Source organism: Streptomyces sp. NRRL F-2580 (assembly GCF_000720115.1).
Lineage (GTDB): Bacteria > Actinomycetota > Actinomycetes > Streptomycetales > Streptomycetaceae > Streptomyces.
In genome coordinates, this window is sequence record NZ_JOIR01000002.1 from 108,607 (window position 1) to 133,877 (window position 25,271).

The window sequence follows — 25,271 nt, forward strand, 5'->3', positions numbered from 1 at the left end:
TTCAACGGGAGTCGTCGCAGGTCAGGCCGCGATCTCCGAGGCTAGCAGGGCCTGCACCTCGGCCAGTTCCGCGGACCCCAGCTGCCGGAAGACGGCCTCCGCGTCGCGCCAGCACGCCCGTGCCCGGTCCGTCTGGCCCAGCCGCCGCAGCGCCTTGCCCAGCACCGTCAGCACGGTGGCCCGGCGCCACTCCCCGCCGATGCCGCGCAGGGCGATCGCCTGCTCGGCGTGCGAGGCGGCCAGGGTGGGCCGGCGCGCCGCCAAGTGGGCCACGGCGAGCCGGAAGTGGGTCACGCCCTCCCACAGCGGCTGCCGGTTCTCGTGGAAGAGGGACAGCGCCTCGGTGAGCTGGGCGAGGGCCTCGCCAAGCCGGCCCGCCTGGGTGAGCGCGATGCCCAGCGCGTAGCGGCCGTTGGCCAGGCGCAGGGTCAGGCCCATCCGGTCGTAGATGGCGATGCCCTGCTGGGCGAGGTCTATGGCGCTGGAGAGGCGGCCCAGTTCCACGTGGATGCGGGAGAGGTTGCACAGGGCGCTGGCCTCGCCGACGTTGTTGGCGTCGGCGCGGAAACCGTCGATGGCCTCCAGCAGGTACCGCTCGCCGTCCGCGTGCCGGCCCTGGTAGAGGGCGATGATCCCGCGGTCGTTGGGCGCCCAGCAGCTGGGCAGCGGGTCGCCGGCCTCGCGGGCGAGCACGGTGGCCTGGCGGGCCTCGTCGTCGGCCTCGGCGAAGCGGCCCGCGACCAGGTGGACGTTGGTGAGCGTGGTGCGGGCGCGACCCTCGGCGTAGGGGTCCTTGGCGGCCTGGGCGGCGTCGCGCAGGGCGACGGCGGCCGATTCGTACTGCTTGGAGTTGGCCCCGGACTCGGCCAGGTCCTTCGCCGCCCACAGCAGGTCCACGGCCCGCCGCAGGACCAGCGTCTCGCCGCCCCGTACGGAGGCCTGCCGTACGCACGCCAGCAGCGGGCCGGCCTCGGCGTACAGCCAGTCCAGGGCGGTCCGCGGCTCGGCGAAGACCAGCCCGCGGTAGTGGGTGTCGGAGAGGTGGGCGGGGAGCCGGTCGCCGGGACGTTCCAGGGCGTACACCCCGGAGGCGGTGGCCAGGTAGAAGTCCAGCAGCCGGTCCAGGGCCGCCTCGCGCCCGCTCGGGGGCTGCTCGTCGCGTTCGGCGCAGGCACGCGCGTAGAGGCGTACGAGGTCGTGGAAGCGGTAGCGGCCGGGGGCGGCGGATTCGAGCAGGGAGCAGTCGACTAAAGCTTCCAGGAGGTCCTCGGTGTCGTACTCGGGGAGGTCGAGTACGGCGGCTGCCGCCGAGAGGGAGATGTCGGGGCCGTCGGCGAGGCCGAGGAGGCGGAAGGCGCGCTGCTGGGCGGGTTCCAGCTGGCCGTAGCCGAGCTCGAAGGTGGCCTTGACGGCGAGGTCGCCGGCCTGGAGCTCGTCGAGGCGGCGGCGCTCGTCGCCCAGCTTGGCGGCGAGGACGGAGACGGTCCAGGTGCGCCGGGCGGCGAGCCGGGAGGCGGCGATGCGGATGGCGAGCGGCAGGAAGCCGCAGGCGCCGACGACGTCGAGGGCGGCCTGGCGCTCGGCGCGCACCCGCTCCTCGCCGACGATCCGGGTGAAGAGCTGGAGGGCCTCCTCGGGGCTCATCACGTCGAGGTCGACGAGATGGGCGCCGGCGAGGCCCGCCATGCGGACCCGGCTGGTGACGAGGGCGGCGCAGCCGGCGGTGCCGGGCAGCAGCGGGCGGACCTGGGCGGCGTCGCGGGCGTTGTCGAGCAGGACCAGGACGCGGCGGCCGTCGAGGGTGGAGCGGTAGAGCGCGGCCCGCTCGGCGGGGGAGTCGGGGATGGCGGTGTCGGGGGTGCCGAGGGCGCGCAGGAAGGAGCCGAGGACGGCCTCCGGTTCCGCGGGGCGGGCCTCGGTGCCCTGGAGGTCGACGTAGAGCTGGCCGTCGGGGAAGTGCGGGCGGGCGGCGTGGGCGACGTGCACGGCGAGGGTGGTCTTGCCGACGCCGCCGATGCCGGCGAGCGCGGAGACGGCCATGACCTGGTCCTGGGCGCCGCCGGACAGGATGGCGCCGAGCTCGTCGACGAAGCTGGAGCGGCCGGTGAAGTCGGGCACGGTCGCAGGCAATTGGGCGGGCCTCACGTGGACGGTCGCGGCGGCCGGGGCCGGGTCCTCCGCGCGGGCGAGATCGGCGTCGGCGTTCAGGATGCGCTGCTGGAGCGCGGCCAGTTCGGGGCGCGGGTCGACGCCGAGTTCGTCGGCGAGGAGGCGTCGGGTGTCGGCGTAGACGGCGAGGGCCTCGGCCTGCCGGCCGCTGCGGTACAGGGCGAGCATGAGCAGCTCGCGCAGGCGTTCCCGGAGCGGGTGGGCGGCGGTGAGGGCGGTGAGCTCGGAGACGGCCTCGGCGTGGTGGCCGACCTCCAGGTCGAGGTCGAGGCGGGTCTCCAGCAGCTGGAGGCGCCATTCGGCGAGCCGGGTCCGTTCGGTCTCGGCGTGCGGGCCGGGGACCCCGGCGAGGGGCTCGCCCTCCCAGAGGTCGAGGGCGCGGGCGAGGAGCGTACGGGCGAGGGTGCGGTCACCGGCGGCGCGGGCGGCGTCGGCGTCGGCGGCGAGGCTGCGGGCGACGCCGAGGTCGAGGGTGGCGGCGGAGCGCAGCCGGATGGCGTAGCCGCCGGACTCGGTGACGAGCAGCCCGGGGGCGACGACCTTGCGCAGGCGGGAGGCGTACGTGCGGATGGTGGCAAGGGCCTGCTGCGGCGGGTCCTCGCCCCAGATGGCGTCGATGAGCTCGGGTGCGGTGGCGGTGCGGCCGTCGCGCAGCAGGAGGACGGCGAGCAGGGCGCGCTGCTGGGGGGTGCCGGAGGGCAGCAGCTCGGCGCCGCGCCAGGCGCGGACGGGGCCGAGGACGGCGAAGCGGGACTCGACGGGGGAGACGGGGGTGGCCGCGGCGGCGGGAGGGGCGGGAGCGGCAGGGGTGGACTGAGCGCCGGCGGCGGCCCGGGCGGCCGGGGCGGCCTGAGTGCCAGGGGCGGCCGGGGTGGCCTGAGTGCCAGGGGCGGCCGGGGTGGCGGCCATGGCTGCCGTGGCGGCGTCCGGAGTCGGGCGCGGGGTCGGGCGCGGGGCCGGGTGTTTGGACGTGGTGGTGGGCCGGGCTCCCTCGGGGTGCTTCCGCGGGTGCGGGATGGCCGGTACGCCGTCCATCTGTCGTCCCCCTGCCTTCCGTTCGGTGTAAGGGTCAGTCTGCCCTGTCTTGCGCGTACACGTCAGCCCGTCCATGGCCGATCACGGACCAACTAGCTGACGATCCGTCAGATCAGCGCTACCGTATGAGCCATGGAGACCTTCCCGAAGATCATCTCGGTGGACGACCACACGGTTGAGCCCCCCCACGTCTGGCGGGACCGGCTCCCGTCCAAGTACCAGGACACCGGCCCCCGCGTCGTCCGCGCCCCCTTGAAGGAAATGACCTTCCTCGGCGGAAAGTTCGCCCCCGTCATGGGCGCCAAGGGCGACGACGGTCCGATCGGCGACTGGTGGGTGTACGAGGACCTGCACCGGCCGCTCACCCGCCTCGACACGGCCGTCGGGTACGACCGCGACGAGATCAAACTGGAAGTCATCACCTACGAGCAGATGCGCCCGGGGTCCTTCTCGGTTCCCGACCGCCTCGCCGACATGGACGTCAACCACGTCCAGTCCGCCCTGTGCTTCCCCACCTTCCCCCGCTTCTGCGGCCAGACGTTCACCGAGGCCAAGGACCGTGAGCTGGGGCTGCTCGGCGTACGGGCCTACAACGACTGGATGGTCGAGGAGTGGTGCGGCCCCGACGCCCGCGGCCGCCTCATCCCCCTCACCCTGATCCCGCTCTGGGACGCCCGCCTGGCCGCCGCGGAGGTCCGCCGCAACGCGGCGCGCGGCGTGCGCGCGGTCGCCTTCTCGGAGATACCCCCGCACCTGGGCCTCCCGTCCATCCACACCGACGACTGGGACCCCTTCCTGGAGGCGTGCAACGAGACCGGCACGGTCATCGCCATGCACATCGGCTCCTCCTCCCGCATGCCGTCCACGTCCGCGGACGCCCCGCCGGCGGTCGGCTCCACCATCACCTTCGCCAACTGCTGCTTCTCGATGGTCGACTGGCTGATGAGTGGCAAGTTCGAGCGCTTTCCCCACCTGAAGATCATGTACGCGGAGGGCCAGATCGGCTGGATCCCGTACATCCTCGAACGGGCGAACGTGGTCTGGGAGGAGAACCGGGGCTGGGGCGGGGTCGCGGACAAGGTGCTGCGCCCGCCGTCGGAGCTCTTCGCCGAGCACGTCTTCGGCTGCTTCTTCGACGACGCCTTCGGCCTGAAGAACCTCGACTCGATCGGCGTCGGCAACGTCCTCTACGAGACGGACTACCCCCACTCCGACTCGACCTGGCCGAAGTCCCGTGAGGTCGGCGAGGCCCAGATGGGCCACCTGGCACCGGACGTGGTGGACCGCATCGTCCGCGGCAACGCGATCGACCTGCTGGGACTCACGGCCGACGGGCTGTGGCCGGGCCCGGGGGCGTAGTCCACGGCCGGGCGGACCGGGGAGCAGGGCAGGGCGGCGGGCCGCGCCTACGGTTGCCCGGCCACGTGGTGCGTGCCGGCGCTGCGCGGCCCCGCCGCCGCGCCCCGCGAGGAAGCCGCGAGCAGCAGCGCCACGGCCAGGCCCGCCACCGTGAGCACCGGCAGCAGCACCCGTACGTCCACGAGGCCCACGAGTGCGGCCCCCAACGCCAGGGCCAGCGCGTTCGGTACGAAGATCAGCGTGTGGGCGGTGGCGGCCGCCCGGCCGAGGACGGCGCCCGGGACCTCGCGCTGCACCGCGGTCAGCGCGGCGATCAGCACGCACGGCAGCCCCGCGCCGATCGCCACGCTGCCGGCCAGGGCCACCGCGTCGTACGGCAGCGCCCTCGCCCCGACGCCCAGCGCGAACAGGGCCACGCCCCCGGCCGTGAACACCCGGTCCGGCAGCCGCCGCAGGAGCGGGCCCGCCGCGAGCCCGCTCAGTACGGAACCCGCGCCCTGCACCGCGTACAGCACGCCCACGTAGGTGGGCGCGTGCCCCAGCACGCCGTCGGCGACCGCGTAGACCACCGCGCCGTTCAGACCGGCCAGGAACATCACCGCGGCCCCGGTCAGCACCAGGGGCCGCAGCGCGGGCGAGCCCCACAGCTGCCGCCCGCCCTCCAGCACCTGCGCGAGACCGTGCGCCGGCGCGGTGCGGCCCGGCGGCTCCTCGCGGACCCGCAGCAGGGCGAAGATCCCCGCCGCCAGTGCGAAGGTCAGCGCGTCGAGCAGCGCCACGGCCGACCCGCCGTACCGGACGAACAGCCCGGCGCCCACCAGCGGCGCGATCAGTTTCACGCCCTCGTTGGCGGTCAGCCGCAGCCCGTTGAAGTCCCCGAGCAGCCGGCCGTCGACGGCCTGCGGCACCAGGGCCGCCTCCGCCGCCTCGTGGAGGCTGCCGCACACCCCGTACACCAGCAGGACGGCGAACAGCAGCCACACCCGGCCCGCCGAATCGAGCAGGAGAAGTACGGGCAGCAGCGCGGCCATCACGAGGCCGCCGCCGACCAGCACCGGCCGCCGCGGCAGCCGGTCGGCGAGCGTCCCCAGCGCCGGCCCGGCCAGCACGGGCGCCCACAGGGCGAACACCGTGAGCGCCGCGAGGGCGTCCGACCCGGTCAGCGACTTGACCCAGATCCCGGCCACCAGCCACATCGCGGTCGTGCCGAACCCCGACACCACCACCCCGGCGAGGTAGAACCCCGCATTGCGGTCCCGCAGGACCCGTCCCGTTCCGGTCATCGGCCCAGCGTGCGCCTGAGGAGGGGACCCCGGAATCGGGCAACCGCCCTATTCCCCGTGACGCTTCCGCACGACGGGCCGCCCCCGGTGCGACGGGAGCGGCCCGTCGCACCGGGGGCGGGGCGGGTACCTACTTCGGGGTGACCCAGACCTGTCGCTTGTTCGTGTTCGCCGTGTGGAGCTGGACCACGGTGCCGTTGGCGGTCGCGCCGCCGGTCACGTCGAGGACCTTGCCGGACGCCACGTGGACGATCTGGCCCTTGGCGTTCACGGACCAGCGCTGGGCCGCCGTGCCGTTGCAGTCGTAGAGGCTGATCTTGTTGCCGTCGGTGCTCGCGTTGCGCGCGTTGTCCAGGCACTTGCCGAAGGCGCGGAAGGTGCCGTCCTTGCCCAGGATCCACGACTGCGCGGCGGAGCCGTTGCAGGTGTAGAGCTGGATCTGCGTGCCGTTGGCCGCCTTTCCGCCCTTGACGTCCAGGCACTTGGCGCCGATCCCGGTCACCCGGCCCTGCGGGGACAGCACGGCTCCGGCGCCGGCCGCGAGGCGGCGCAGGCCCTGGACGTCGAACTGCTGGACGTAGGTGCCCGCCCGCTTGTCCTGGTAGGCGTACGCGGGCGAGCACATGACGGGGAACTGGCCCGAGTCGGTGCCCTTCACGCAGTCGCTCTTGTTCAGGCTGCGGTTGGCGTGGGTGAGGCCCAGCGTGTGCCCGAGCTCGTGGCTGATGTGGTTGCGCATGTACGTCTCGCCCATGGCGGCGGTCGGCTTGCCGGCCGGGGTGAAGAACGAGTCGTCGATGTAGGCGTCGCCGCTGGTCACGGTCTCGGGCACGGAGGAGCTGGTGAAGCCGCAGCTGAGGTTGGCGGTGCCCGAGCCGTCACGGACCACCTTCCAGCCCTTGCTGCCCATGCTGCCCTCTCCGGCGGGAGGCACGCACGGGCGGTGCAGGACGCCGATGATCACCTCGCCCTTGGGGCGGACGTAGTCCCAGCCGACCGGCCTGGTGTCGACGGTGACCGGCAGGTTCGTGACGCGGCGCAGGTCCGCGGCGGAGGCCTGGACGTACGGGGCCAGCCAGTCGGCGGACTTCTGGTCGTAGAACTTGATCGTGTAGCCGGTCTGCAGCCACTTGGTGGCGCCGCTCAGCTTCCAGCCGTCGCCCTGCGGCGGCGTGGGAGCGGGCGCCGCGGCTGCCGCGGCCGACCGCGTGCCGGCCTTCGGCGGCTCCGCGCCGCCGAGCGACATCACGCCGTCCTCGAAGACGGTGCCGTCGGAGCCGTGGGTGGCGGAGTCCTCCGCGTGGGAGACCGTGGAGTCCGTGGAGTCCGGGGAGTCTGGGGAGTTCGCGGAGTCGTGGGAGTCAGGGGACTCCGGGGCCTCGGCCGCGGGCGGTGCGCTCTCGCCGGTGTCCTCGGTGCCGAACGCGGTGGGGGAGAGCTGCAGACTTCCCACGATGGCGACCGCGGCCGCCGCGGCGACCATGGATATCCGGTGCTTGCCTGTCAATCGCAAGTGTTCGTCGCCCTCTCTCAAGGCTCTTGTGTCATCGGAGCGACGATTAGATCAACATGGCAAATGGGCGTGCAAACCGCACAGTTGGCGATCGGGGTTAGCATCGGGGCATGCCTCGGCTCCAGCTCCTGCGCTTCGACCACGCCCCGGCCGTGCTCGACTTCGAGCGGGAGAACCGGGCCTACTTCGCCGCGTCCGTCCCCGACCGCGGCGATGACTACTTCGCCCGCTTCGACGAGCGGCACCACGCGCTGATGGCCGAGCAGGCCGCCGGACTGTGCCGGTTCCACGTACTGGTGGACGGCAGCGGCGCGGTCGTGGGGCGGGTCAACCTCGTCGACTTGGCCGAGGGTTCGGCCGAGCTGGGATACCGGATCGCCGAGAACGCCGCCGGGCGGGGCGTGGCCACGGCGGCCGTGCGCGAGGCCTGCGATCTCGCGGCCGCCCAGTACGGCCTGAGCACGCTGCGGGCGGTCACGACGCTCGACAACCCCGGATCCCGGGCCGTACTGGCCCGCACCGGCTTCGTGCCCACCGGCGAGATCCGGCTCGACGGCCGCCCCGGCCTGCGCTTTCTGCGCGACCTGCGCACATCCGCCTGACCGGCGCGCCCCTTGCACCCAGCCCTGCCCCCGAGGCATGCTTCGCCAGGGCAAATCGGAAGGATCATCATGCCGGTGGACAAGCGGACCGTCGTGACGGCGGTGCTGTGTGCGGTGGCGGCTCTGGGGGCTTCCGCCGCGGTGGCCGAGCTGGTGCCGCCGCCCGAGGGGGCCGCGCCCGCGCGGGCGAAGGCCGGCCCGACGGCATCGCCGACGGCCACATCGCGATCGCAAGCGTCGAAGCCCCAGCTCTCGACCCCGCCCGGAGCCACCCTCCCGCCCGCCGTCACGCCCCCGCCCGGTGGCCCCGCGGCCTTCACCGGAGCCCTGTTCACGAACGGGCTGGACAGTGACCACTTCTGTACGGCCACCGTGGTGCACAGCCCCGGCCGGAACATGATCATCACCGCCGGGCACTGTCTGCTGGAGGGTGACCAGGGCGACGGTACCGCCGTCTTCGCACCTGCGTACGCGAACGGCATGGCCCCGTACGGCACCTGGAAGATCGAAGAGGTCTTCGAGGACGACCGCTGGGCCGAGGGCACGGACGACGACTACGACCTCGCCTTCGCCCGCCTCGCCCCCGACGCGAAGGGCCGCACCATCGAGGACGTGACCGGCGCGGCCGTCCTCGACACCAGCGGGCGCGCGGGCGAGGAGGTCACCGTCACCGGCTACCCCGCCGACCGCAAGATCCCCCGCACCTGCACGGCGGTCGGCGTCCGCGAGAGCGCCACCCAACAGCGCTTCGACTGCGCCGACTTCCCCGGCGGCACCAGCGGAAGTGCGTGGATCGCCCGCGACGGGAAGATCATCGGCATCCTCACGGGCGGTGACACCGACGACGTGTCGACCAGCACGATCCTCGGCGAGTACGCCGCCTCGTTGTACGCCAAGGCCACCGCCAAGAGCTGATGGCGCGGACCCCGCAGGTCCTGGCCGCCCGGGCGGGACCTGGCTGCCGGGGCCGACGGCGAACGTGAACTCCGGCTGTGTCGCGCAGAATCGCTACGTCCCCACCCGCTGGGGCGGAGCCGCGAGGGCGACCAAGCCGCGAGGGTGACCGAGCCGCGAGGGCGACCTAGCTCAGCAGGCCCAGGTGGACCGGTTCCGCCGGGGCGTTCGTCAGGAGGTCCGGGAGGCGCGGGGGCCACAGGGGTTCGCCGAGGGTGGCCAGGCGGTCCGCGGGGAGCCACTGCCAGTGGATGCCGGGGGACTCCAGGACCGGTTCGCGGTGGGGGCCGCGGGCGAGGTAGACGTGCTCGTGCTGGCGCACCGGTATGCCCTGGTAGGTGAAGTCGTGCTCCCAGGTGCACAGCAGCCGTTCCGGCTCCAGGTCGGTCCACCCGGTCTCCTCGCGCAGCTCGCGCCGCACGCAGTCCTCGGGGCTCTCGCCGGGATCGATGCCGCCGCCGGGCGGCAGCCAGTGGATGCCGACCTCAACGTTGTTCGCGCGGAAGAGGAACACGGATCCGGCCGGGGACAGGATGACAACGCGCGCCGCGTGACGTGGAGTTCGCCTCATCACCTCAGGGTACGTCGGTGATCGGCCCCGGGGGACGGGCGCGTCGTCACCGGTCTTCCGCCCGGCCCACCGCGCCCGCCCCGGCCCACCGCCGCCGACCCCCGACCCATGGCTCCCCCCGACCCGTGGCTCCCGACCGGGCTTGCCCCGCCCCGGGCGGGCGCCCCGGCTCGGCCCATCCCATCCCGGCCCGCCCCGGCCCATCCCGGCCCGCCCCGGCCCGCCCCGGCCCATCCCGGCCCATCCCGGCCCGCCCCGGCCCGCCCCGGCCCGGCTCGGCTCGCCCCGGCCCGGCCGCGGACCGAGCGCGGCCGCCTCACCGCCCTCTACGGTTCGCTGCTGCTCCTCGCGGGCGGCGGACTGGTGGCGCTGGTCTACGTCCTGGTCGGCCAGGGCCTCTACGCGAGCGTCAGCGGGGCCGTCCGTACGGTCAGCCCGGCCTACGCCCTCCCCTCACCCGGTGTCACGCCCGGTGCCTCGCCCTCCGTCCCGCCCGGTACCGCCTCGCCCGGGCCGCGGGCCGACGTGGGACGCAGCTGGGAACCGGCGCGGCGGCGGCCCGCGGGCGAGCCGCCCACCGACGAGGAGCTCAAGGGCTACGCGTTCACCCAGAACCTCTCGCACGCCGTCACCGACGCCACCCGGCACCGGCTGCTCATGTACTCCCTCCTCGCCTTGGCCGTCTTCGCCGTGCTGTCGATCTGGCTCGCCTGGTGGATGGCCGGACGGGTGCTGCGCCCCGTCGGGGTGATCACCGAGACCGCGCGCCGCCTGTCCGGGGAGAACCTCGACGAGCGGATCTCCCTCGACCAGCGGCGGTTCGCCGCCAACGGGGCGCACGAACTGCGCACCCCGCTGGCCGTGCAGCGGGCGGCCGCCGAGATCGGGCCGGCCGGGGACCCGTCGCCGGAGAAGGTCGCCCGGATCCGGGCGAAGCTCATCGGCGTCGCGGACTCCAGCGAGCACCTCATCGAGTCCCTGCTGCTGCTCGCCGTGTCGGAACAGGGGCTGGAGGCGACCGGGCCGGTGGACCTGGCGGCGCTGGCGGCGGCCGAGCCGGCGGCCTGCCCGCAGCAGGGGCTGACCGTCGTACGGACGCTCGCGCCGCTGACCGTGACGGGCGACCGCGCGCTCCTCGGACACCTCCTGCGCAACCTGCTGATCAATGCGGTACGTCACAACCAGGCCGGGGGCCGGATCGCCGTGACGACCTCCGCGGAAGGGGAACTGACGGTCTCGAACACCGGTCCGGTGATCGATCCGGCGGACGTCCCCGGGCTCCTGGAGCCCTTCCGGCGGCGCGCCGAACGGCAGCACACCGCAGGTGAGGGCGCCGGTTTGGGCCTCTCGATCGTGGCGTCGATCGCGCGGGCGCACGGGGCGGAGCTGACGGCCGAGGCCAATCCGGACCCGGAGGGAGGTCTGACGGTCCGTGTCCTGTTCCCCGTGCCGGGCGGGACGCGCACACCGCAGGCGCACGTCCTCTGAAGACCGCCTGATGTACGGTCGGTTCAATGAGCAAGCACGCCCGAGCACGCTCCCGAGCGCCCCGTACGCCCCGCCGCGTGGCCCTGGCCGTCACCCTCGGCCTCGCGACCATCGCGGTCGGCTGGGTGTACGTCGCCCAGGACCCGGACAAGACCGCCGACGCGGCGCCGCAGGCGCGTGCGGACGCCCGCCCGCAGGCGGCGGACCGTGCCGCCCGTGACGTCCGGCGGTCCCCCCTGCAGGGGCTGACCGGCATCAGCGAGCAGACCAGGGAACGGATCCCGGCCGACTCCCGTCAGCTCATCCTGGTCACCGGCAAGGCCGGCGACTCCTCGGAGTCCACCGCCGCGCTCTACACCCGCCCGGCCGCCGACGTCGACTGGGTGCGGGCCGAGAGCTGGCCGGCGCGCAACGGCGCCAAGGGCTGGTCGGTGGATCGCGAGTACGGGGACCTGACCTCCCCGATCGGCGTCTTCGCGCTCACCGACGCGGGCGGCCTGCTCCCGAAGCCGCCGGGCACCCGGCTCCCGTACGACAAGAACCGGGGGTTCGTCGCCTCGGGCCGCGGGGTGAACGGCGAGTCCCTGGCGGGCTCCTTCGACTACGTCGTCGCCATCGACTTCAACCGCCGGCCGGGCAAGTCCCCGCTGGACCCGGTCATGCCGGAGGGCGAGGAGAAGGGCGGCAACATCTGGCTCCACGTGGACCACGACGGCCCCTCGCAGGGCTGCGTCGGCATCCCGAAGGAGGCCATGAAGAAGGTCCTGGAGACCCTCGACCCGGCGGCGAAGCCGGTCATCGTGATGGGTCCGGAAGGCTTCTGACCCGAGGCCGGACCGGGTTCCTCTTCCCCGGCCCGCCGCCGGGCCGGGTCCGGAGCAGCAGCCCGATGTAGGCGAGGTCGAACACGCCGCACAGGATCCCCAGGCCGAGGATGAACGGGGAGTCCTCCACCACCCCGAACAGCAGGGTCGGGGCCAGCGTCCCCAGCCACTTGGCGACGGCGATGGTGAGGGACTGCCCGCGCGGGCCCCGCCGGGCGGCGTACAGGGCGATGAACAGGCCGGACATCAGCAGGTTCTGCAGGAAGGCCGAGTACCGGGTCGCGTCGTGCGTCCCGAAGTGCGCGAGGAACAGCCACTGCACGGCGAAGCCGGTACCGAACACCAGAACGGACCAGGCGGCGAAGAGCGGCCGGGTCACGAAGTCCGGCAGCTCGGCCCGGCCGAACCGCAGGTAGGTGCAGACGATCACCGCGTCGGCCGCCGCCCACACCACGTTCACCACGCCCTGCGCGGAGACTGCGGCCGTGAACTCGTGGACGGCGTAGGTCGCCTCCCAGGCGAAGTTCAGCGCGAGCGCGGCGACGGGCATCGCGTACGTCCGGTCCCGCAGCCCGACGCGGATCGCCTCCACGTACACGATCGTCCAGGCGATCCCGCTGACCAGCGTGAGCATCAGATCCACCCGCGCACCTTAGAGCCGCTGCGTCCGATCCTGCCAGGTGCGCGTTCGCCCCGACCCCTTGTCTGACGGGCCGTCAGCTACGACGATGGCCCGGCACCGACAGGACGAATCGGCGGACGAAGGCGAGGCGGGCCCCATGGCGCGCGTGTTTCCGGAAGGTCGGCTGGTCTACGGGATGCAGCTCCCGATCCAGTCGCAGAGCACCCTCTACGCCGAGCCCTGGGAGGCTTCGGCCACCGCCGCGGATCTCGCCGAGATCGCGCGGGCCGCAGACCGGTCCGGCTTCGGGTACGTGGCCACCTGTGACCACGTGGCCATCCCGCGGCGGCTCGCGGGCCCCATGAGCACCGTCTGGTACGACCCGGTGGCCACCCTGTCCTTCCTCGCCGGGATCACCGAGCGCGTGCGGCTGCTGAGCCACGTGGCGATCCTCGGCCTGCGCCACCCGCTGATCAGCGCCAAGCAGTACGCCACCCTGGACCACCTCTCGGGCGGCCGGCTGATCCTCGGTGTCGGCGCGGGGCACGTCCAGGAGGAGTTCGAGGTCCTCGGCGTGGACTTCGCCCGCCGCGGGGCCGTCCTCGACGAGACCCTGGACGCGCTGCGCGCGGCGCTGGGGCCCGAGGAGTACCCGGAGTTCGAGGGCGAGCGGTTCACCTTCAAGGACCTCGGCCAGCTGCCCCGGCCCGCGCAGGAGCGGATCCCCGTCTGGGTCGGCGGATCCTCGCCCGCCGCCGTCCGCCGCGCCGCGGTCCGCGGGGACGGCTGGCTCCCGCAGGGCGACCCGCGCGACCGGCTCCCGGCGCAGATCGCCCGCATCGGGGAGCTGCGCGCCGAGGCCGGGGTCGCCGGCCCCTGCGAGATCGGGGCGATCACCGAGGCGCTGTACGTGGGCGAGCCCGGCTGGGACACCGGCCGCCGGACCCTCACCGGCAAGGCGGAGGTGCTCGCGGAATCCCTGCGGGAGTACAAGGCGCTCGGCGTGGACCAGATCCAGGTCCGCTTCCGCAGCCGCGACCGCGCCGAACTGACCGACCAGATCACCGCTTTCGGGGCCGAGGTCGGCCCCCTCCTCAACGACTAGCGTCGAGACGATCAGGAGCATGACCATGGGCAAGCTGGACGGGCGCGTCGTCATCATCACCGGCGCGGCACGCGGCCAGGGCGAGCAGGAGGCCCGGCTGTTCGCCGCCGAGGGCGCCAGGGTGCTCCTCGGTGACGTGCTGGACGAGCAGGGCGCGGCGGTGGCCAAGGACATCGGCGAGGACCGGGCCCGGTACGTACGGATGGACGTGAGCCGCGAGGAGGACTGGGCGGCCGCGGTCGCCACGGCGAAGGAGGCCTTCGGCCGGATCGACGGGCTGGTCAACAACGCGGGCATCCTGCGCTTCAACGAGCTGACCGCCACCCCGCTGGAGGAGTTCCAGCAGGTGGTCCAGGTCAACCAGGTCGGCGCGTTCCTCGGCATCAAGACCGTGGCCCCCGAGATCGAGGCGGCCGGCGGCGGCACCATCGTCAACACCTCCTCGTACACCGGCCTGACGGGCATGGCGTACGTCGGCACCTACGCCGCCACCAAGGCGGCCATCCTCGGCCTCACCCGGGTGGCGGCGCTGGAGCTGGCGGCCAAGGGGATCCGGGTGAACGCGATGTGCCCGGGCGCCGTGGACACCCCGATGGCCAATCCGGGGCTGCTGGACCCGGCGAACATGACCGACGAGGCCAGGGACGCCATGGCGGAGCTCTACCGGCGGGTGGTTCCGATGGGGCGGGTGGGGCAGCCGGAGGAGATCGCCAAGCTGGCGCTCTTCCTGACCGGCGAGGACTCCTCCTACATCACCGGCCAGCCGTTCGTCATCGACGGCGGCTGGATGGCGGGCGTCAGCATCCTGTAGCGGTCCCGCGCCCGGGACGGTCTATCTGATGGAGCGTCAGGTATTGACGCTCCCGCCCCCGCGATGGAACAGTCGAGACATCGAATCTGACGCAACGTCAGAAACCAAAGGACGGTGAACCCCTTGGAATTCGGGCTCTTTGTGCAGGGATACGTGCCTGAGGCGCGGTCCAAGGTCGACCCCGAGGCAGAGCACAAGGCGCTGATCGAGGAGACCGAGTACGTCATCCAGGCGGACAAGTCCGGCTTCAAGTACGCCTGGGCCTCCGAGCACCACTTCCTGGAGGAGTACTCCCACCTGTCGGCGAACGAGGTGTTCCTCGGGTACCTCGCCCACGCCACCGAGCGCATCCACCTGGGCTCCGGCATCTTCAACCCGCTCGCCCCGGTCAACCACCCGGTCAAGGTGGCCGAGAAGGTCGCCATGCTCGACCACCTCTCCAAGGGCCGCTTCGAGTTCGGCACCGGCCGCGGCGCGGGCAGCCACGAGATCCTCGGCTTCCTGCCCGGCATCGAGGACATGAACGGCACCAAGGAGATCTGGGAGGAGACCATCGCCGAATTCCCCAAGATGTTCCTCCAGGAGGAGTACGAGGGGTTCCAGGGCAAGCACTGGTCGCTGCCGCCGCGCAAGATCTTCCCCAAGCCGTACGGGAAGGCGCACCCGGCCATGTGGTACGCCGCCGGCTCCCCGTCCTCGTACGCGATGGCGGCGAAGAAGGGCCTGGGCGTCCTCGGCTTCAGCGTCCAGAAGGTCTCGGACATGGAGTGGGTCCTCGACCAGTACAAGACGGCGATCCGGGAGGCGAAGGCGATCGGCGCGTTCGTCAACGACAACGTGATGGTCACGTCCACCGCGATCTGTGCGGAGACGCACGACAAGGCGGTGGAGATCGCGGTCAACGCGAACATGAACCGCTTCCAGTCCCTGGTCTTCCGCTACCACGACACCTTCCCGCGGCCGGAGGCGATCCCGCAGTGGCCCGAGACCCTGCCGGAGTACAACGCGGAGATCATCGAGCTCCTGATCGCGGAGGAACTGCTGATCTGCGGTGACCCGTCGGAGGTCCGCGCCCAGTGCAAGCGCTGGGAGCAGGCGGGCGCGGACCAGCTCTCCTTCGGTCTGCCGACCGGGGTCTCCTACGAGGACACGATGACCACGATCAAGCTCATCGGCGAGCACGTCATCCCGGAGATAGACACGGACCCGGTGCACCGCACGACGCGCTTCCGTCAGGCCGTCTGACACGACGGGGAACGGGGACGGCGTCTTCCCGGACCGCCGTCCCGCACCAGCCCCGGCCGGGCGGCCTCCGGCCGGGGCCAAATCCAGCCTCGCCCGCGTTTGAGGCGCGGGGTGTGGGGCGGAGCCCCACGGGACGGGCCGCAACGCGAAGACCGGCAGAAGGGACGTCATGCTCGACCACCTGATCAAGGGCGCGACCGTAGTGGACGGCACCGGCGCCCCCGCCCGCGTCGCGGACGTGGGGATACGCGACGGCCGGATCGCGGCGATAGCCGCACCCGGCACCGTCACCGAAGACGCCCGCAGCAGCGAGGACGCCACCGGCCTGGTCCTCACCCCCGGCTTCGTCGACCCCCACACGCACTACGACGCCCAGCTCTTCTGGGACCCGTACGCCACGCCCTCCATGAACCACGGCGTGACCACCGTCGCCGGCGGCAACTGCGGTTTCACCCTGGCGCCGCTCAACCCGGCCCGCCCGGAGGACGCCGACTACACGCGCCGCATGATGAGCAAGGTCGAGGGCATGGCCCTCAAGGCCCTGGAGGAGGGCGTCGACTGGACCTGGTCCACCTTCGGCGAGTACCTCGACGCCCTGGAGGGCCGGATCGCCGTCAACGCCGGCTTCATGGTCGGCCACTGCGCGCTGCGCCGCCACGTCATGGGCGAGGACGCCGTCGGCGGCCAGCCCACGCCCGAGCAGATGCAGCAGATGCTCGACCTCTTCCACGACGCCATGAACGCCGGCGCCTGGGGCCTGTCCACCACCCAGTCCTCCACCCACTCCGACGGCTCCGGCGCCCCCGTCGCCTCCCGGCACGCCAAGCCCGCCGAACTCCTCGCCCTCTCCAGGGCCGTCGCCGAACACGAGGGCACCCAGCTCGAAGCGATCGTCGCGGGCTGCCTGGACCAGTTCGCGGACGAGGAGATCGACCTCTTCGTCGACATGAGCGCCGCCGCCGGACGGCCGCTCAACTGGAACGTCCTCACCATCGACGCCGCCGTCCCCGAACGCGTGCCGCGCCAGCTGGTACCCAGCGAGCGCGCCCGCAAGGCCGGCGGCCGGATCGTCGCGCTGACGATGCCGATCCTCACCCCCATGAACATGTCCCTCGGGACCTTCTGCGCGCTGAACCTCATCCCCGGCTGGGGCGAGGTCCTCGGCCTGCCCGTCCCCGAGCGGATCGAGAAGCTCCGCGACGCCGGCGTACGCGCCGAGATGCTGCGCCGCGCCGACAGCAAGGAGGCCGGGGTCTTCCGGCGCCTCGCCGACTTCGGCCGGTACGTCATCGGCGACACGTACAGCAAGGAGAACGAGGGCCTCTCAGGCCGCGTCGTGAACGACATCGCCGCCGAGCGCGGCCAGGACCCCTTCCAGTGCCTGGTGGAGATCTGCGCCAACGACGACCTGCGCACGGTGCTCTGGCCGATGCCCACCGACAACGACCCGGCGAGCTGGGCCCTGCGCGCCGAGACCTGGCAGCACGAGGACGTCATGCTCGGCGGCTCCGACGCCGGCGCCCACCTGGACCGGATGTGCGGGGCCCCGTACACGACCCGTTTCCTCGGCGACTGCCTGCGCGGCCGCAAGCTGGTCCCGCTGGAGCAGGCGGTACGGATGCTCACCGACGACCCCGCCCGGCTGTTCGGGCTGCGCGAGCGCGGCCGGATCGCCGAGGGCTACCACGCGGACCTGGTCCTCTTCGACCCGGAACGCATCGAGGCCGGCCCCGCGACGCTCGTCCACGACCTGCCCGGGGACAGCCCGCGGCTGGACGCGCGGGCCATCGGCATCGTCTCCGTACGGGTCAACGGCGTGGAGACCATCCGTGACGACGAGGTCACGGGGGCGGTCCCCGGGATCGTGCTCCGTTCGGGCCGCGACACGAGGACCGTGAGCACCCGATGACCGACGCGCAGCCGCAGCCGCAGAAGCTCTACATCGGCGGCGAGTGGGTGGAGCCCGCCGGCGGTCACTACGAAGTGGTCAACCCGGCGGACGAGTCGGTCGTCGGGCTCGCCCCCGAGGCCTCGCGCCCGCAGGTCGAGGACGCGGCCCGCGCCGCGGCCGAGGCGTTCGAGGGCTGGTCCCGTACGAAGCCCGAGGAACGGGCGGCGATCCTCGACCGGGCCGCGGACATCATGCAGCGCGAGTTCGAACCGTGGACGGAGCTCGCCCGGGCCGAGACGGGCGCACCCACCGGGATCGCGCGCGGCATGCAGGTCGGCGTCGGGGTGGCCCGCTTCCGCAGGTACGCGCGCGGGGCCCTCGAACCCGTCGAGAAGGGCCTCCCGCCGCAGGTCACGGAGGCCGGTCCGATGGGGAGGGCGAGCATCCTCGGCGCGCTGGAGGTGCGTCAGCCGGTCGGCGTGGTCACCTGCGTCACCTCGTACAACAACCCGTGGGCGAACCCGGCGGGCAAGGTGGCCCCCGCCCTGGCCATGGGGAACACGGTGGTGGTCAAGCCCGCCCCGCAGGACCCGCTGTCGGTGTTCCGGATGGCGGACGCCCTGCACGAGGCCGGGGTGCCGGCGGGCGTGGTGAACGTGGTGAACGGCCAGTCGGTGGAGGTCGGCGAGGCCGCCGTGGACTCCCCGTACGTGGACATGGTGTCCTTCACCGGTTCCACGGGCGTCGGGCAGCGCATCGCGGAGGTCTGCGGCCGGACGATGAAGCGGCAGTTGATGGAGCTGGGCGGCAAGGGCGCGGCGATCGTCTTCGGGGACGCCGACCTGGACGCGGCGGTGATGGGCATCGGCACCACCTTCTCCTTCTACTCCGGGCAGATCTGTACGGCCCCGACCCGGGTGATCGCCCACCGGTCGGTCTACGACCAGCTGATCGAGAAGCTCACCGGCTACCTGGCCTTCATGAAGGTCGGCGACCCGGCGGCGGCCGGCACGGTGGTGGGCCCGGTGATCTCGGCGGCGCACCGGGACCGCGTGGAGTCGTACGTCGAGCTGGGGAAGAAGGAGGGCGCGCGGATCGCGTACGGCGGCGAGCGCCCGGTGGTGGGGGAGGACGGCAAGGGCTTCTACGTGGCCCCCACCCTCCTCGTCGACTGCACGAACGACATGCGGGTGGTCCGCGAGGAGATCTTCGGCCCGGTGGTCGTGGTCGTCCCCTTCGACGGGGACGAGGACGAGGCGGTCCGGCTGGCCAACGACAGCGACTTCGGCCTGTTGAGCTACGTGTGGTCGGGGGACTCGGCGCGCGCGTTCCGCGTGGCGCGGCGGCTGCGGGCGGGCGGGGTCGGTGTGAACACCATAGGCCGCAACATGGAGGCGCCGTTCGGCGGCTTCAAGCGCAGCGGGGTGGGGCGCGACGTGGGCTCGTACGCGCTGCACGCGTACAGCGAGATCCAGTCGATCGTCTGGACCGGGTGAAGCGCGGCGACGGCCGGCCGGGGTGCGCTCCCCGGCCGGCCGTCGCGTTCCTACGCGTCCTGGTCGGTCCCGTCGGCCCAGCTGTAGCCGAAGGACGCGGCGAGTTCGCTGCTGCCGCGCCGGAGTGGGGCGAAGCCCTTCGGGTCGGACCTCGCGATCCGTTCCAGCGCGGCGGCCGCCCGTTCCTCGGGCGGGCTGCCGTCATCGGGCAGCCGCCAGTCGAAGTACAGCCGCAGCGGCTGCCCGTGGCGGTCCTCGGCGCCGTCCGGGGGTGAGAACACGAGCCGCGCCACCGTCGTGTGCGGCTCACGCCAGTCGGTCCCGACCCAGCTGACGCCGAGGTCCCACCGCCGCACCAGCTCCGGCCGCTTCCGCAGACCGGCCGCGATCAGTCGCGCCGTGCGCCGGGCCGGCCAGCACCAGGAGTGGTCCCGCTCGGCGCGGTCGACCTCGGCGTCGTACGCGGCCGCGTCGAAGCGGTACGCGGGCGGCGGCGGGCCGACCGTGCCGCGCCAGCCGTCCCACACCACCTCGTCGCCGTCCCGGCGGATCGTCACGTACAGCGCGCCGCAGCAGCCCTCGGTGCAGGACGCCTCCGCGAGTTGCACCTCCCGCGGCTCCGGTCCGGCCCCCAGGCCGCCGGTGTCGATCAGGAGCTCGGGCGGGTTGCCCGGCCCCTTGTCGAACAGCGCGGGCAACAGCGGCAGCCCGTCGACCAGGATGCGGGTCTCGACGGTGGGCGAGGACGCGGCGGTGTGGACCGCGACCACTTCCCACCGCGGGCGGCCGCCGGCCGCGGCGCGGGCGAACGGCAGGTCCCGGGTGCGCCGGAACCACTCCGCTCGCCGGTCGTCGGGTACGGGCTCCCGCGCGACCTCGGCCGGCAGCCGGTCCAGGGCGTCGAGCAGGGCCTGACGCCGCCCGGGCCGCCAGTTCAGCAGTACGGCGGGGCCGCTGTGCAGGTCGAGGGCGATCGACAGCAGGAGCGACTGGTGTTCCGGGGTCGGGGGCAGCCGGTCGGCATGCCGGACCAGGGCCTCGTACACGGCGCGGGCGGGCAGGTAGTCGAGGATCGCGGAGCGGTGGTCCCGCTGCGCGGCCATGTGGTGCAGCAGCAGGCCGGTCTGCGCGAGCAGGTCGGGGTCCTCGGGATGGGCGCGGAGCAGCCCGTGCAGGTCGGCGGCCTCGGCGATGCGGCGGGCGAAGAGCAGGGCCCGTGGGTCGTCGGGCACCGCGACCAGCGCGGCCCGGACGGCCTCCGCGTCGCCGGTGGCGATCGCCTCGATGAGCGGGGTCAGCAGCTCGGACCGGTCCCGGCCGCGCAGCACCAGCAGGGCCGCCGCCTGCCGGTCGAGCGGGTCGAGCGCGGCCGTCGCCACGGATTCGAGGCCGGAGAGGGTGCCGAGCACCTGGAGACAGGGCACGTCCTCCGGCTCGCCGAGGCGGATCAGCAGGGCGATCCCGATGCCGACGGCCACTGCGGTGCTGCCGGTGCGGGTCAGCTGCCGGGCGGTGCGCCGGGCGGCGTCCGGGTCGCTCAGGTCGAGCTGTGGGACGTGCGCACGGACGGTACGCGCGTGCAGCCCCAGCTCGCGGGCCCGCCGGTGGACGGCCGCGGCGGCCCGGACGGGGTCGTGGTCGGCCAGCAGGGGGGTGAGCACGGCGCGCACTGCGGCCCGCGTCTGCTCCCAGGTCCGGCGAGGGCGGTCGGGTCGTCCGGCTTCCGGCGGGGATCCCTCGGGTAGCGGATAGCCGCGGCGCGGGACCCGGCCGTCCGGGTCGATGCCGCGCCGGAAGAGGGCGTAGTCGTACAGGGAGGTCGTCCGGGGGGCGAGCGGCTCGCGCTCGTCGCGGACGCTCATCGGGCGGGGCGGGACTCGATTCCGTAGGTCATGCGAGGAGCCTGCCAGGCCGGGTCAGGACGCGTCCAACGAAAATCCGGCCTCGCCCCGGAGGAGCTCATCGGCCGTGGGCACGGGGGCGGTCTCGCGGATGCGGGCCCGGTCCGGGGGCGGGTGGGCCGGTTGTGCCGGGGCCGGGCGCGCGCCGGGGCGTCTTCTCGGGCGCCGAACGGGGCGGGGGCCGGAGCCTGCGGCGGTAGCGCGTTCGACGCCCTGTGGGGACCGCCCCGGCACACGCCCGGCCCCGCCCCCACCGGCAGGCTGGTCGGAGCCGAAGGGAACGGGCTGGTCCCGGTCCCGGCCCCGCCCCGTCGCTCAGTCCACGTAGTAGTCGGTGAGGACGCAGCCCTTCACCAGGGCCGGTTCCTTGCGGTAGCCGCTCGGCGGGTTGAAGTCCGCGTGGCAGTTCAGCATCAGCAGCCCGGCCTGCGGGCTCAGCAGGGCGCTCATGGCGTCCGAGCTTTCGGATCCCATGGCGAAGTCCTGCCCGATGACGATGCCGCTGTTGGGGTTCCCGCCCCCCTCCGCGGCGACCTCGGCCTTGAAGGCGGTCTGGAAAGCCTTCGCGTCCTTGATCATGTAGATGCTGGTGCGGCCTCTGCTCCCGCAGATCCCGCGCTCGGTGACGGTGCCGGCCTGGAAGAACTTCTCGTCCGGGCCCGTGCTCGAGTGGCTGCCCGCGGGGACGGCCTTGATCGGGTCGCACGGGGTGAACCCGTTGACGAAGCGGGCGGCCGCGGCCATGGTCGCCGCCTTGGGGAGCTTCTGGAAGGCCGTCCCGTCCTTGGGGGCGTTGCCGTTGACGCCGCCGTTCTTCGTCGGGTTCTCCAGCGTGCCCTCGTTGGGGCCGCCGTCGCCGGTGCCGTTGGCGGCGCCGTTCGCACCGGCCGCAACGGAATCCCCGCCGACGCCGCCGAGCGGCGGGTTGTCGCCGCCTCCGCAGCCGGTGAGGGAGAGCAGGGCCGCGGTGGCCGAAACGGTGATGATCAGTGGCTTGAAACGCATGTGCGCGGTGTCCCCCGGTAAATGACCTTGGATGGCGGCGACTGTAGGACGCTGGTCATGTCCGCGGCAAACCGGGCGGCGAAAAACTCGCACGGGAAAGTTTGAAGAGCCTTAAAACGGACATGGCTACGGTTTCCGCATCCTGAAAGCTTCTCTTGAGAGCCTGCCGAACCATGGCGGGAGGCCGAGATGAACCTTGTATTAAGCGTTCGTTAACGGCCACAGCCTCGGGATTCCAAGGCGTTCGGGGCGGGCGGATTCCGGACTTCGATCCTCCAGATGTGGAAAACGCACCATCTAACGTCCTGACCCATGACTCAGCTGGACGTTCGGCCTCGGGCCGGAGACACGGTAAACGGCGTCGCCGAGGGCGACGTTCGCGGCAAGGGCCTCGGCAAGGGTTCCGTCGGCCTCGTGGGAAGCGCCGTCATCGGCATCTCCACCGTCGCCCCCGTCTACTGCCTGACCTCGACCCTGGGATCCACCGCGGGGGAGGTCGGCCTGCAGATGCCGGCCATCTTCCTCGCCGGCTTCCTCCCGATGCTGCTGGTGGCCTTCGCGTACCGCGAGCTCAACAAGGCCATGCCGGACTGCGGCACCTCCTTCACCTGGACCGTCAAGGCCTTCGGCCCGCGGATCGGCTGGATGTGCGGCTGGGGCCTGGTGATCGCCACGATCATCGTCCTCTCCAACCTCGCGGGCGTCGCCACCTCGTACTTCTGGCTGCTGGCCGGTGAGATCACCGGCAACGACTCGATCGCTGCCCTGGACGACAACAAGCTCGTCCACATCGCCACCTGCCTGACGCTGATCGCCGTCGCGACCGCCATCAGCTACCGCGGCATGACCGCCACCAAGGGCGTCCAGTACGCGCTGGTCGGCCTCCAGCTCGTCGTGCTCGCCCTCTTCGTCGCGATGGCCTTCCAGAAGGCCTCCGCCGGCACCTTCGACACCGGCCTGGACTTCTCCTGGTCCTGGATGAACCCCTTCGCGGTCGAGTCCATGGCGGCCTTCACCGCCGGACTCTCGCTCTCGATCTTCATGTACTGGGGCTGGGACGCGTGCCTGGCCACCAACGAGGAGACCACCGGCTCCACGAAGACCCCCGGCCGCGCCTCGCTCATCGCCATGGTCGTCCTGGTCGGCTCCTACCTCGCCACCGGCATCGCCGCCCAGATGGCCGTCGGCGCGGGCGGCGAAGGCCTGGGCCTCGCCAACGAGGAGACCTCCGGCAACGTCTTCGCGGCCCTCGCCGGCCCCGTGATGGGCCCGGCACTCGGCATCCTGCTCTTCGTGGCCGTCCTGGCCTCCGCCGCGGCTTCCCTGCAGACCACCTTCATCCCGGTGGCCCGCACGGTCCTCGCCATGTCGACGTACGAGGCGCTGCCGCCCTCCTACGCCAAGGTCCACCCGAAGTTCAAGACCCCGGGCCGCGCCACCGTCATGGCGGGCGTCGCCACCGGAGCCTTCTACACGGTGATGACCCTGGTCAGCGAGAACGTCCTGACCGACACGATCTTCGCGCTCGGCCTGATGATCTGCTTCTACTACTCGCTGACGGCCTTCGCCTGCGCCTGGTACTTCCGCGCCGAGCTGCGCCGCTCCACCCGCGACCTGCTCTTCAAGGGCGTCTTCCCGGTCCTGGGCGGGCTGCTGCTGGCCGCGGTCTTCTTCAAGACGCTCTACGACGCCTGGGACCCGGCCTACGGCTCCGGCTCCACCATCCCGGGCCTCGGCGTCGGCAACGTCTTCGTCATCGGCGTCGGCCTGCTGGCCCTCGGCCTGGTCATCATGTTCGTCACCGAGCGCCGCAGCCCCGCCTTCTTCCGCGGCCAGGTCCTGACGAAGTCCACCCCGGCCCTGGTGGTCGAGGACTGACCACCCCCGCGCACCCCCTGCGGACCCCCGCTGAGTCACCCCCGCGGCCCCGGATCGATCCCCCCGATCCGGGGCCGCCGGCGTTCCGGGCACCCCGGGCGGTGACCCGGGGCGTGGGGGAGTCGTTGGGCCGGGCATGAACGCCATGAAGCGCACCCTCGCCGCCCTGGTCGTCACCGGTGGCGCCGCCCTCGCACTCACCCCCGTCGCCGCACACGCCGACGAGCCCGCCGCTCAGGCGCCCCCGGTCGTCGACCGGGTGGTCGACATCGTCGACCATCCGGCCCGGACCGTCCAGGACGCGAAGACCGCGGTCGCGGTCACCTCCTCCGCCGCCGGCAACGCCGCGGGGGCCACGGACGCCTCCCTCACCGCGCCCCTGCACACCCTCCCCAAGACCCCCGCGGTCAAGTGACCCCGCCCCCGCCGGTACGGGTCACCAGGACCAGCGGGATCTCGCGGGCCGTCGCCGCGCGGTAGGCCGCGTACGAGGGCATCGCGGCCACCACCACCGGCCACAGCCGCTCCGCCTCGGCCGGCGTGGCGCGGCGGGCCGTCGCCGGGAAGGTCTCGGCGCCGACCTGGAGGGTGACGGCCGGGTCGGCGGCCAGGTTCAGGTACCAGGCCGGGTGCCGGTCCGCGCCCGCGTTGGAGGCCGTCAGGACGTACGCCGCGCCGTCCCCGCCGTCCGCCCCGTCCCGGACGTAGGCGAGCGCGGTGCGGCGGAGCAGCCCCGACCTGCGGCCCCGCGTGGTCAGCAGCAGGTCCGAGATCCCCGGGCGCGGCTGCCCGGCGGTCTCCTCGAAGCGGCGGATGTGCGCGGCGACCCAGGCGTTCGGGCTGTCGGTCGCGGTCGCGGTCGCTGTCGCCGTCGCGGTCTCTGCGTACGGTGCGGTGGTCATGCCGGGACCACCCCCGCGTGCGTCCGGTGCAGCGACGGCGCCCCGGCCTCGTCCACCACGGCCCGGGCGAAGTCCGCGTGGCTGATCCGGCTCGCGGCGTCCGCCGGGGCGAATCCGTACCCGCCGGCCACCGCGCCACCGCCCACGGCGAAGTCCCCGGCCGGGCTCAGCACCGCCCAGTCCAGCCCCGCCGGAGCCTGCGCCCGCAGCGCGTCGGTCCCGGCCGCGTGGCCGGCGTAGAACTCCCGCCACTCCTGCGGGTACCCCGGCGTGTCCATCAGCGGCGCCCCCGACGCCGTGGGCAGTACGGAGGCCAGCCCGACCGCAACCAGTCGCCGTACGCCGGCCCGCGGGAGCCCCGTCGCCAGCGCGCGGCCGACGGCGGGGAAGAACGCCCCGGGGGCCGCCTGCGCGTCGTACACCGCGACCACCGCAGCGTCGTGCCCGGCCGCCAGCCGCGCCACGTCCGCCGCCGAGGTCACGTCCCCGTCGGCCCGGCCCGCCTCCGTGACCTCGTACCCGCGCGCCCGGGCCTCGGCGGTGACGGCCCGGCCGACGCGCCCGCCGGCCCCGAACACGACGAGCCTCTTCGTCTTCTTCTCGTTCGTCATGTGGGG

21 protein-coding genes are annotated in these 25,271 nt (G+C 73.2%); 12 read left to right on the top strand and 9 right to left on the bottom strand.

Features of this window, described 5'->3' with window-relative positions:
• Positions 1-21: 21 nt before the first annotated feature.
• Positions 22-3,078 (bottom strand): BTAD domain-containing putative transcriptional regulator, encoded by a 3,057-nt coding sequence (locus IF88_RS0102175; protein WP_063754727.1) that lies wholly within the window; start codon positions 3,076-3,078, stop codon positions 22-24.
• 258 nt (positions 3,079-3,336) lie between these two features.
• On the opposite strand from IF88_RS0102175, the gene IF88_RS0102180 reads away from it, so the two are divergent.
• Entirely contained in the window at positions 3,337-4,563 is a 1,227-nt protein-coding gene (locus IF88_RS0102180; RefSeq protein WP_030706808.1) for an amidohydrolase family protein, read from the top strand.
• 47 nt (positions 4,564-4,610) lie between these two features.
• Here IF88_RS0102180 and IF88_RS0102185 read toward each other — a convergent pair whose 3' ends face one another.
• Both IF88_RS0102185 and IF88_RS0102190 read right to left on the bottom strand, forming a co-directional pair.
• On the bottom strand, positions 4,611-5,846 hold the full coding sequence (locus tag IF88_RS0102185; RefSeq protein ID WP_030706809.1) for an MFS transporter: 1,236 nt from the start codon (positions 5,844-5,846) through the stop codon (positions 4,611-4,613).
• Between the two features lie 130 nt (positions 5,847-5,976).
• Positions 5,977-7,353, bottom strand: coding sequence for a ricin-type beta-trefoil lectin domain protein (locus tag IF88_RS0102190; protein WP_234323416.1), 1,377 nt, complete (start codon positions 7,351-7,353; stop codon positions 5,977-5,979).
• 116 nt (positions 7,354-7,469) lie between these two features.
• Here IF88_RS0102190 and IF88_RS0102195 point away from each other — a divergent pair, with 116 nt between their 5' ends.
• Entirely contained in the window at positions 7,470-7,961 is a 492-nt protein-coding gene (locus IF88_RS0102195) for a GNAT family N-acetyltransferase (protein ID WP_030706812.1), read from the top strand.
• A gap of 69 nt (positions 7,962-8,030) precedes the next feature.
• A complete protein-coding gene (locus tag IF88_RS0102200; RefSeq protein ID WP_030706813.1) occupies positions 8,031-8,876 on the top strand; it encodes a trypsin-like serine peptidase in 846 nt (281 codons plus the stop codon).
• A 166-nt stretch (positions 8,877-9,042) separates the two neighbouring features.
• Here IF88_RS0102200 and IF88_RS0102205 read toward each other — a convergent pair whose 3' ends face one another.
• Entirely contained in the window at positions 9,043-9,486 is a 444-nt protein-coding gene (locus tag IF88_RS0102205; RefSeq protein ID WP_030706814.1) for an NUDIX hydrolase, read from the bottom strand.
• Between the two features lie 108 nt (positions 9,487-9,594).
• On the opposite strand from IF88_RS0102205, the gene IF88_RS0102210 reads away from it, so the two are divergent.
• Positions 9,595-10,974 (top strand): sensor histidine kinase, encoded by a 1,380-nt coding sequence (locus tag IF88_RS0102210; protein ID WP_078892655.1) that lies wholly within the window; start codon positions 9,595-9,597, stop codon positions 10,972-10,974.
• Positions 10,975-11,000: 26 nt separating this feature from the next.
• Positions 11,001-11,798: a L,D-transpeptidase family protein gene (locus IF88_RS0102215; protein WP_030706817.1), complete on the top strand. Its 798-nt coding sequence runs from the start codon at positions 11,001-11,003 to the stop codon at positions 11,796-11,798.
• Here the strand turns inward: IF88_RS0102215 and IF88_RS0102220 are convergent.
• Positions 11,770-12,432, bottom strand: a complete 663-nt coding sequence (locus IF88_RS0102220) for a hypothetical protein (RefSeq protein WP_030706818.1) — start codon at positions 12,430-12,432, stop codon at positions 11,770-11,772. The genes IF88_RS0102215 and IF88_RS0102220 overlap by 29 nt on opposite strands.
• Before the next feature lie 145 nt (positions 12,433-12,577).
• Here IF88_RS0102220 and IF88_RS0102225 point away from each other — a divergent pair, with 145 nt between their 5' ends.
• From IF88_RS0102225 to IF88_RS0102245, 5 genes are all read left to right on the top strand, one after another.
• Positions 12,578-13,525 carry an LLM class F420-dependent oxidoreductase gene (locus tag IF88_RS0102225; RefSeq protein ID WP_030706819.1) on the top strand — a complete coding sequence of 316 codons (948 nt, stop codon included), beginning with the start codon at positions 12,578-12,580 and terminating at the stop codon, positions 13,523-13,525.
• Positions 13,526-13,550: 25 nt separating this feature from the next.
• Positions 13,551-14,336, top strand: coding sequence for an SDR family NAD(P)-dependent oxidoreductase (locus tag IF88_RS0102230; protein ID WP_030706820.1), 786 nt, complete (start codon positions 13,551-13,553; stop codon positions 14,334-14,336).
• A gap of 123 nt (positions 14,337-14,459) precedes the next feature.
• Positions 14,460-15,581 (top strand): LLM class flavin-dependent oxidoreductase, encoded by a 1,122-nt coding sequence (locus tag IF88_RS0102235; protein ID WP_030706821.1) that lies wholly within the window; start codon positions 14,460-14,462, stop codon positions 15,579-15,581.
• A 169-nt stretch (positions 15,582-15,750) separates the two neighbouring features.
• On the top strand, positions 15,751-17,490 hold the full coding sequence (locus tag IF88_RS0102240; RefSeq protein WP_030706822.1) for an N-acyl-D-amino-acid deacylase family protein: 1,740 nt from the start codon (positions 15,751-15,753) through the stop codon (positions 17,488-17,490).
• Complete coding sequence (locus tag IF88_RS0102245) at positions 17,487-18,968, top strand: aldehyde dehydrogenase family protein (RefSeq protein WP_030706823.1); 1,482 nt, start codon at positions 17,487-17,489, stop codon at positions 18,966-18,968. The genes IF88_RS0102240 and IF88_RS0102245 overlap by 4 nt, the downstream gene beginning before the upstream one ends.
• Before the next feature lie 50 nt (positions 18,969-19,018).
• Here IF88_RS0102245 and IF88_RS39945 read toward each other — a convergent pair whose 3' ends face one another.
• Complete coding sequence (locus tag IF88_RS39945; RefSeq protein ID WP_030706824.1) at positions 19,019-20,830, bottom strand: hypothetical protein; 1,812 nt, start codon at positions 20,828-20,830, stop codon at positions 19,019-19,021.
• Positions 20,831-21,184: 354 nt separating this feature from the next.
• Positions 21,185-21,874, bottom strand: a complete 690-nt coding sequence (locus tag IF88_RS41890) for a hypothetical protein (protein ID WP_030706825.1) — start codon at positions 21,872-21,874, stop codon at positions 21,185-21,187.
• Between the two features lie 312 nt (positions 21,875-22,186).
• Between IF88_RS41890 and IF88_RS0102265 the strand changes: the two genes are divergently transcribed.
• Positions 22,187-23,752, top strand: coding sequence for an APC family permease (locus IF88_RS0102265; RefSeq protein ID WP_030706827.1), 1,566 nt, complete (start codon positions 22,187-22,189; stop codon positions 23,750-23,752).
• 136 nt (positions 23,753-23,888) lie between these two features.
• Complete coding sequence (locus tag IF88_RS0102270; RefSeq protein ID WP_051836311.1) at positions 23,889-24,167, top strand: hypothetical protein; 279 nt, start codon at positions 23,889-23,891, stop codon at positions 24,165-24,167.
• Here the strand turns inward: IF88_RS0102270 and IF88_RS0102275 are convergent.
• Both IF88_RS0102275 and IF88_RS0102280 read right to left on the bottom strand, forming a co-directional pair.
• On the bottom strand, positions 24,160-24,654 hold the full coding sequence (locus IF88_RS0102275; RefSeq protein WP_051836313.1) for a nitroreductase/quinone reductase family protein: 495 nt from the start codon (positions 24,652-24,654) through the stop codon (positions 24,160-24,162). The genes IF88_RS0102270 and IF88_RS0102275 overlap by 8 nt on opposite strands.
• The gene (locus IF88_RS0102280; RefSeq protein WP_030706830.1) at positions 24,651-25,265 is read right to left on the bottom strand and encodes an NAD(P)-dependent oxidoreductase; all 615 of its coding nucleotides are present in this window, start codon (positions 25,263-25,265) and stop codon (positions 24,651-24,653) included. The genes IF88_RS0102275 and IF88_RS0102280 overlap by 4 nt, the downstream gene beginning before the upstream one ends.
• Between the last annotated feature and the right edge of the window lie 6 nt (positions 25,266-25,271).

Coding starts and splice junctions, on each gene's coding strand:
- IF88_RS0102205 (WP_030706814.1), bottom strand. CDS start 9,486: ATGAGGCGAACTCCACGTCACGCGGCGCGCGTTGTCATCCTGTCCCCG.
- IF88_RS0102230 (WP_030706820.1), top strand. CDS start 13,551: ATGGGCAAGCTGGACGGGCGCGTCGTCATCATCACCGGCGCGGCACGC.
- IF88_RS0102215 (WP_030706817.1), top strand. CDS start 11,001: ATGAGCAAGCACGCCCGAGCACGCTCCCGAGCGCCCCGTACGCCCCGC.
- IF88_RS0102175 (WP_063754727.1), bottom strand. CDS start 3,078: ATGGCCGCCACCCCGGCCGCCCCTGGCACTCAGGCCACCCCGGCCGCC.
- IF88_RS0102200 (WP_030706813.1), top strand. CDS start 8,031: ATGCCGGTGGACAAGCGGACCGTCGTGACGGCGGTGCTGTGTGCGGTG.
- IF88_RS0102210 (WP_078892655.1), top strand. CDS start 9,595: ATGGCTCCCCCCGACCCGTGGCTCCCGACCGGGCTTGCCCCGCCCCGG.
- IF88_RS0102185 (WP_030706809.1), bottom strand. CDS start 5,846: ATGACCGGAACGGGACGGGTCCTGCGGGACCGCAATGCGGGGTTCTAC.
- IF88_RS0102245 (WP_030706823.1), top strand. CDS start 17,487: ATGACCGACGCGCAGCCGCAGCCGCAGAAGCTCTACATCGGCGGCGAG.
- IF88_RS41890 (WP_030706825.1), bottom strand. CDS start 21,874: ATGCGTTTCAAGCCACTGATCATCACCGTTTCGGCCACCGCGGCCCTG.
- IF88_RS0102265 (WP_030706827.1), top strand. CDS start 22,187: ATGACTCAGCTGGACGTTCGGCCTCGGGCCGGAGACACGGTAAACGGC.
- IF88_RS0102225 (WP_030706819.1), top strand. CDS start 12,578: ATGGCGCGCGTGTTTCCGGAAGGTCGGCTGGTCTACGGGATGCAGCTC.
- IF88_RS0102240 (WP_030706822.1), top strand. CDS start 15,751: ATGCTCGACCACCTGATCAAGGGCGCGACCGTAGTGGACGGCACCGGC.
- IF88_RS0102280 (WP_030706830.1), bottom strand. CDS start 25,265: ATGACGAACGAGAAGAAGACGAAGAGGCTCGTCGTGTTCGGGGCCGGC.
- IF88_RS0102180 (WP_030706808.1), top strand. CDS start 3,337: ATGGAGACCTTCCCGAAGATCATCTCGGTGGACGACCACACGGTTGAG.
- IF88_RS0102275 (WP_051836313.1), bottom strand. CDS start 24,654: ATGACCACCGCACCGTACGCAGAGACCGCGACGGCGACAGCGACCGCG.
- IF88_RS0102195 (WP_030706812.1), top strand. CDS start 7,470: ATGCCTCGGCTCCAGCTCCTGCGCTTCGACCACGCCCCGGCCGTGCTC.
- IF88_RS0102270 (WP_051836311.1), top strand. CDS start 23,889: ATGAACGCCATGAAGCGCACCCTCGCCGCCCTGGTCGTCACCGGTGGC.
- IF88_RS0102220 (WP_030706818.1), bottom strand. CDS start 12,432: ATGCTCACGCTGGTCAGCGGGATCGCCTGGACGATCGTGTACGTGGAG.
- IF88_RS39945 (WP_030706824.1), bottom strand. CDS start 20,830: ATGAGCGTCCGCGACGAGCGCGAGCCGCTCGCCCCCCGGACGACCTCC.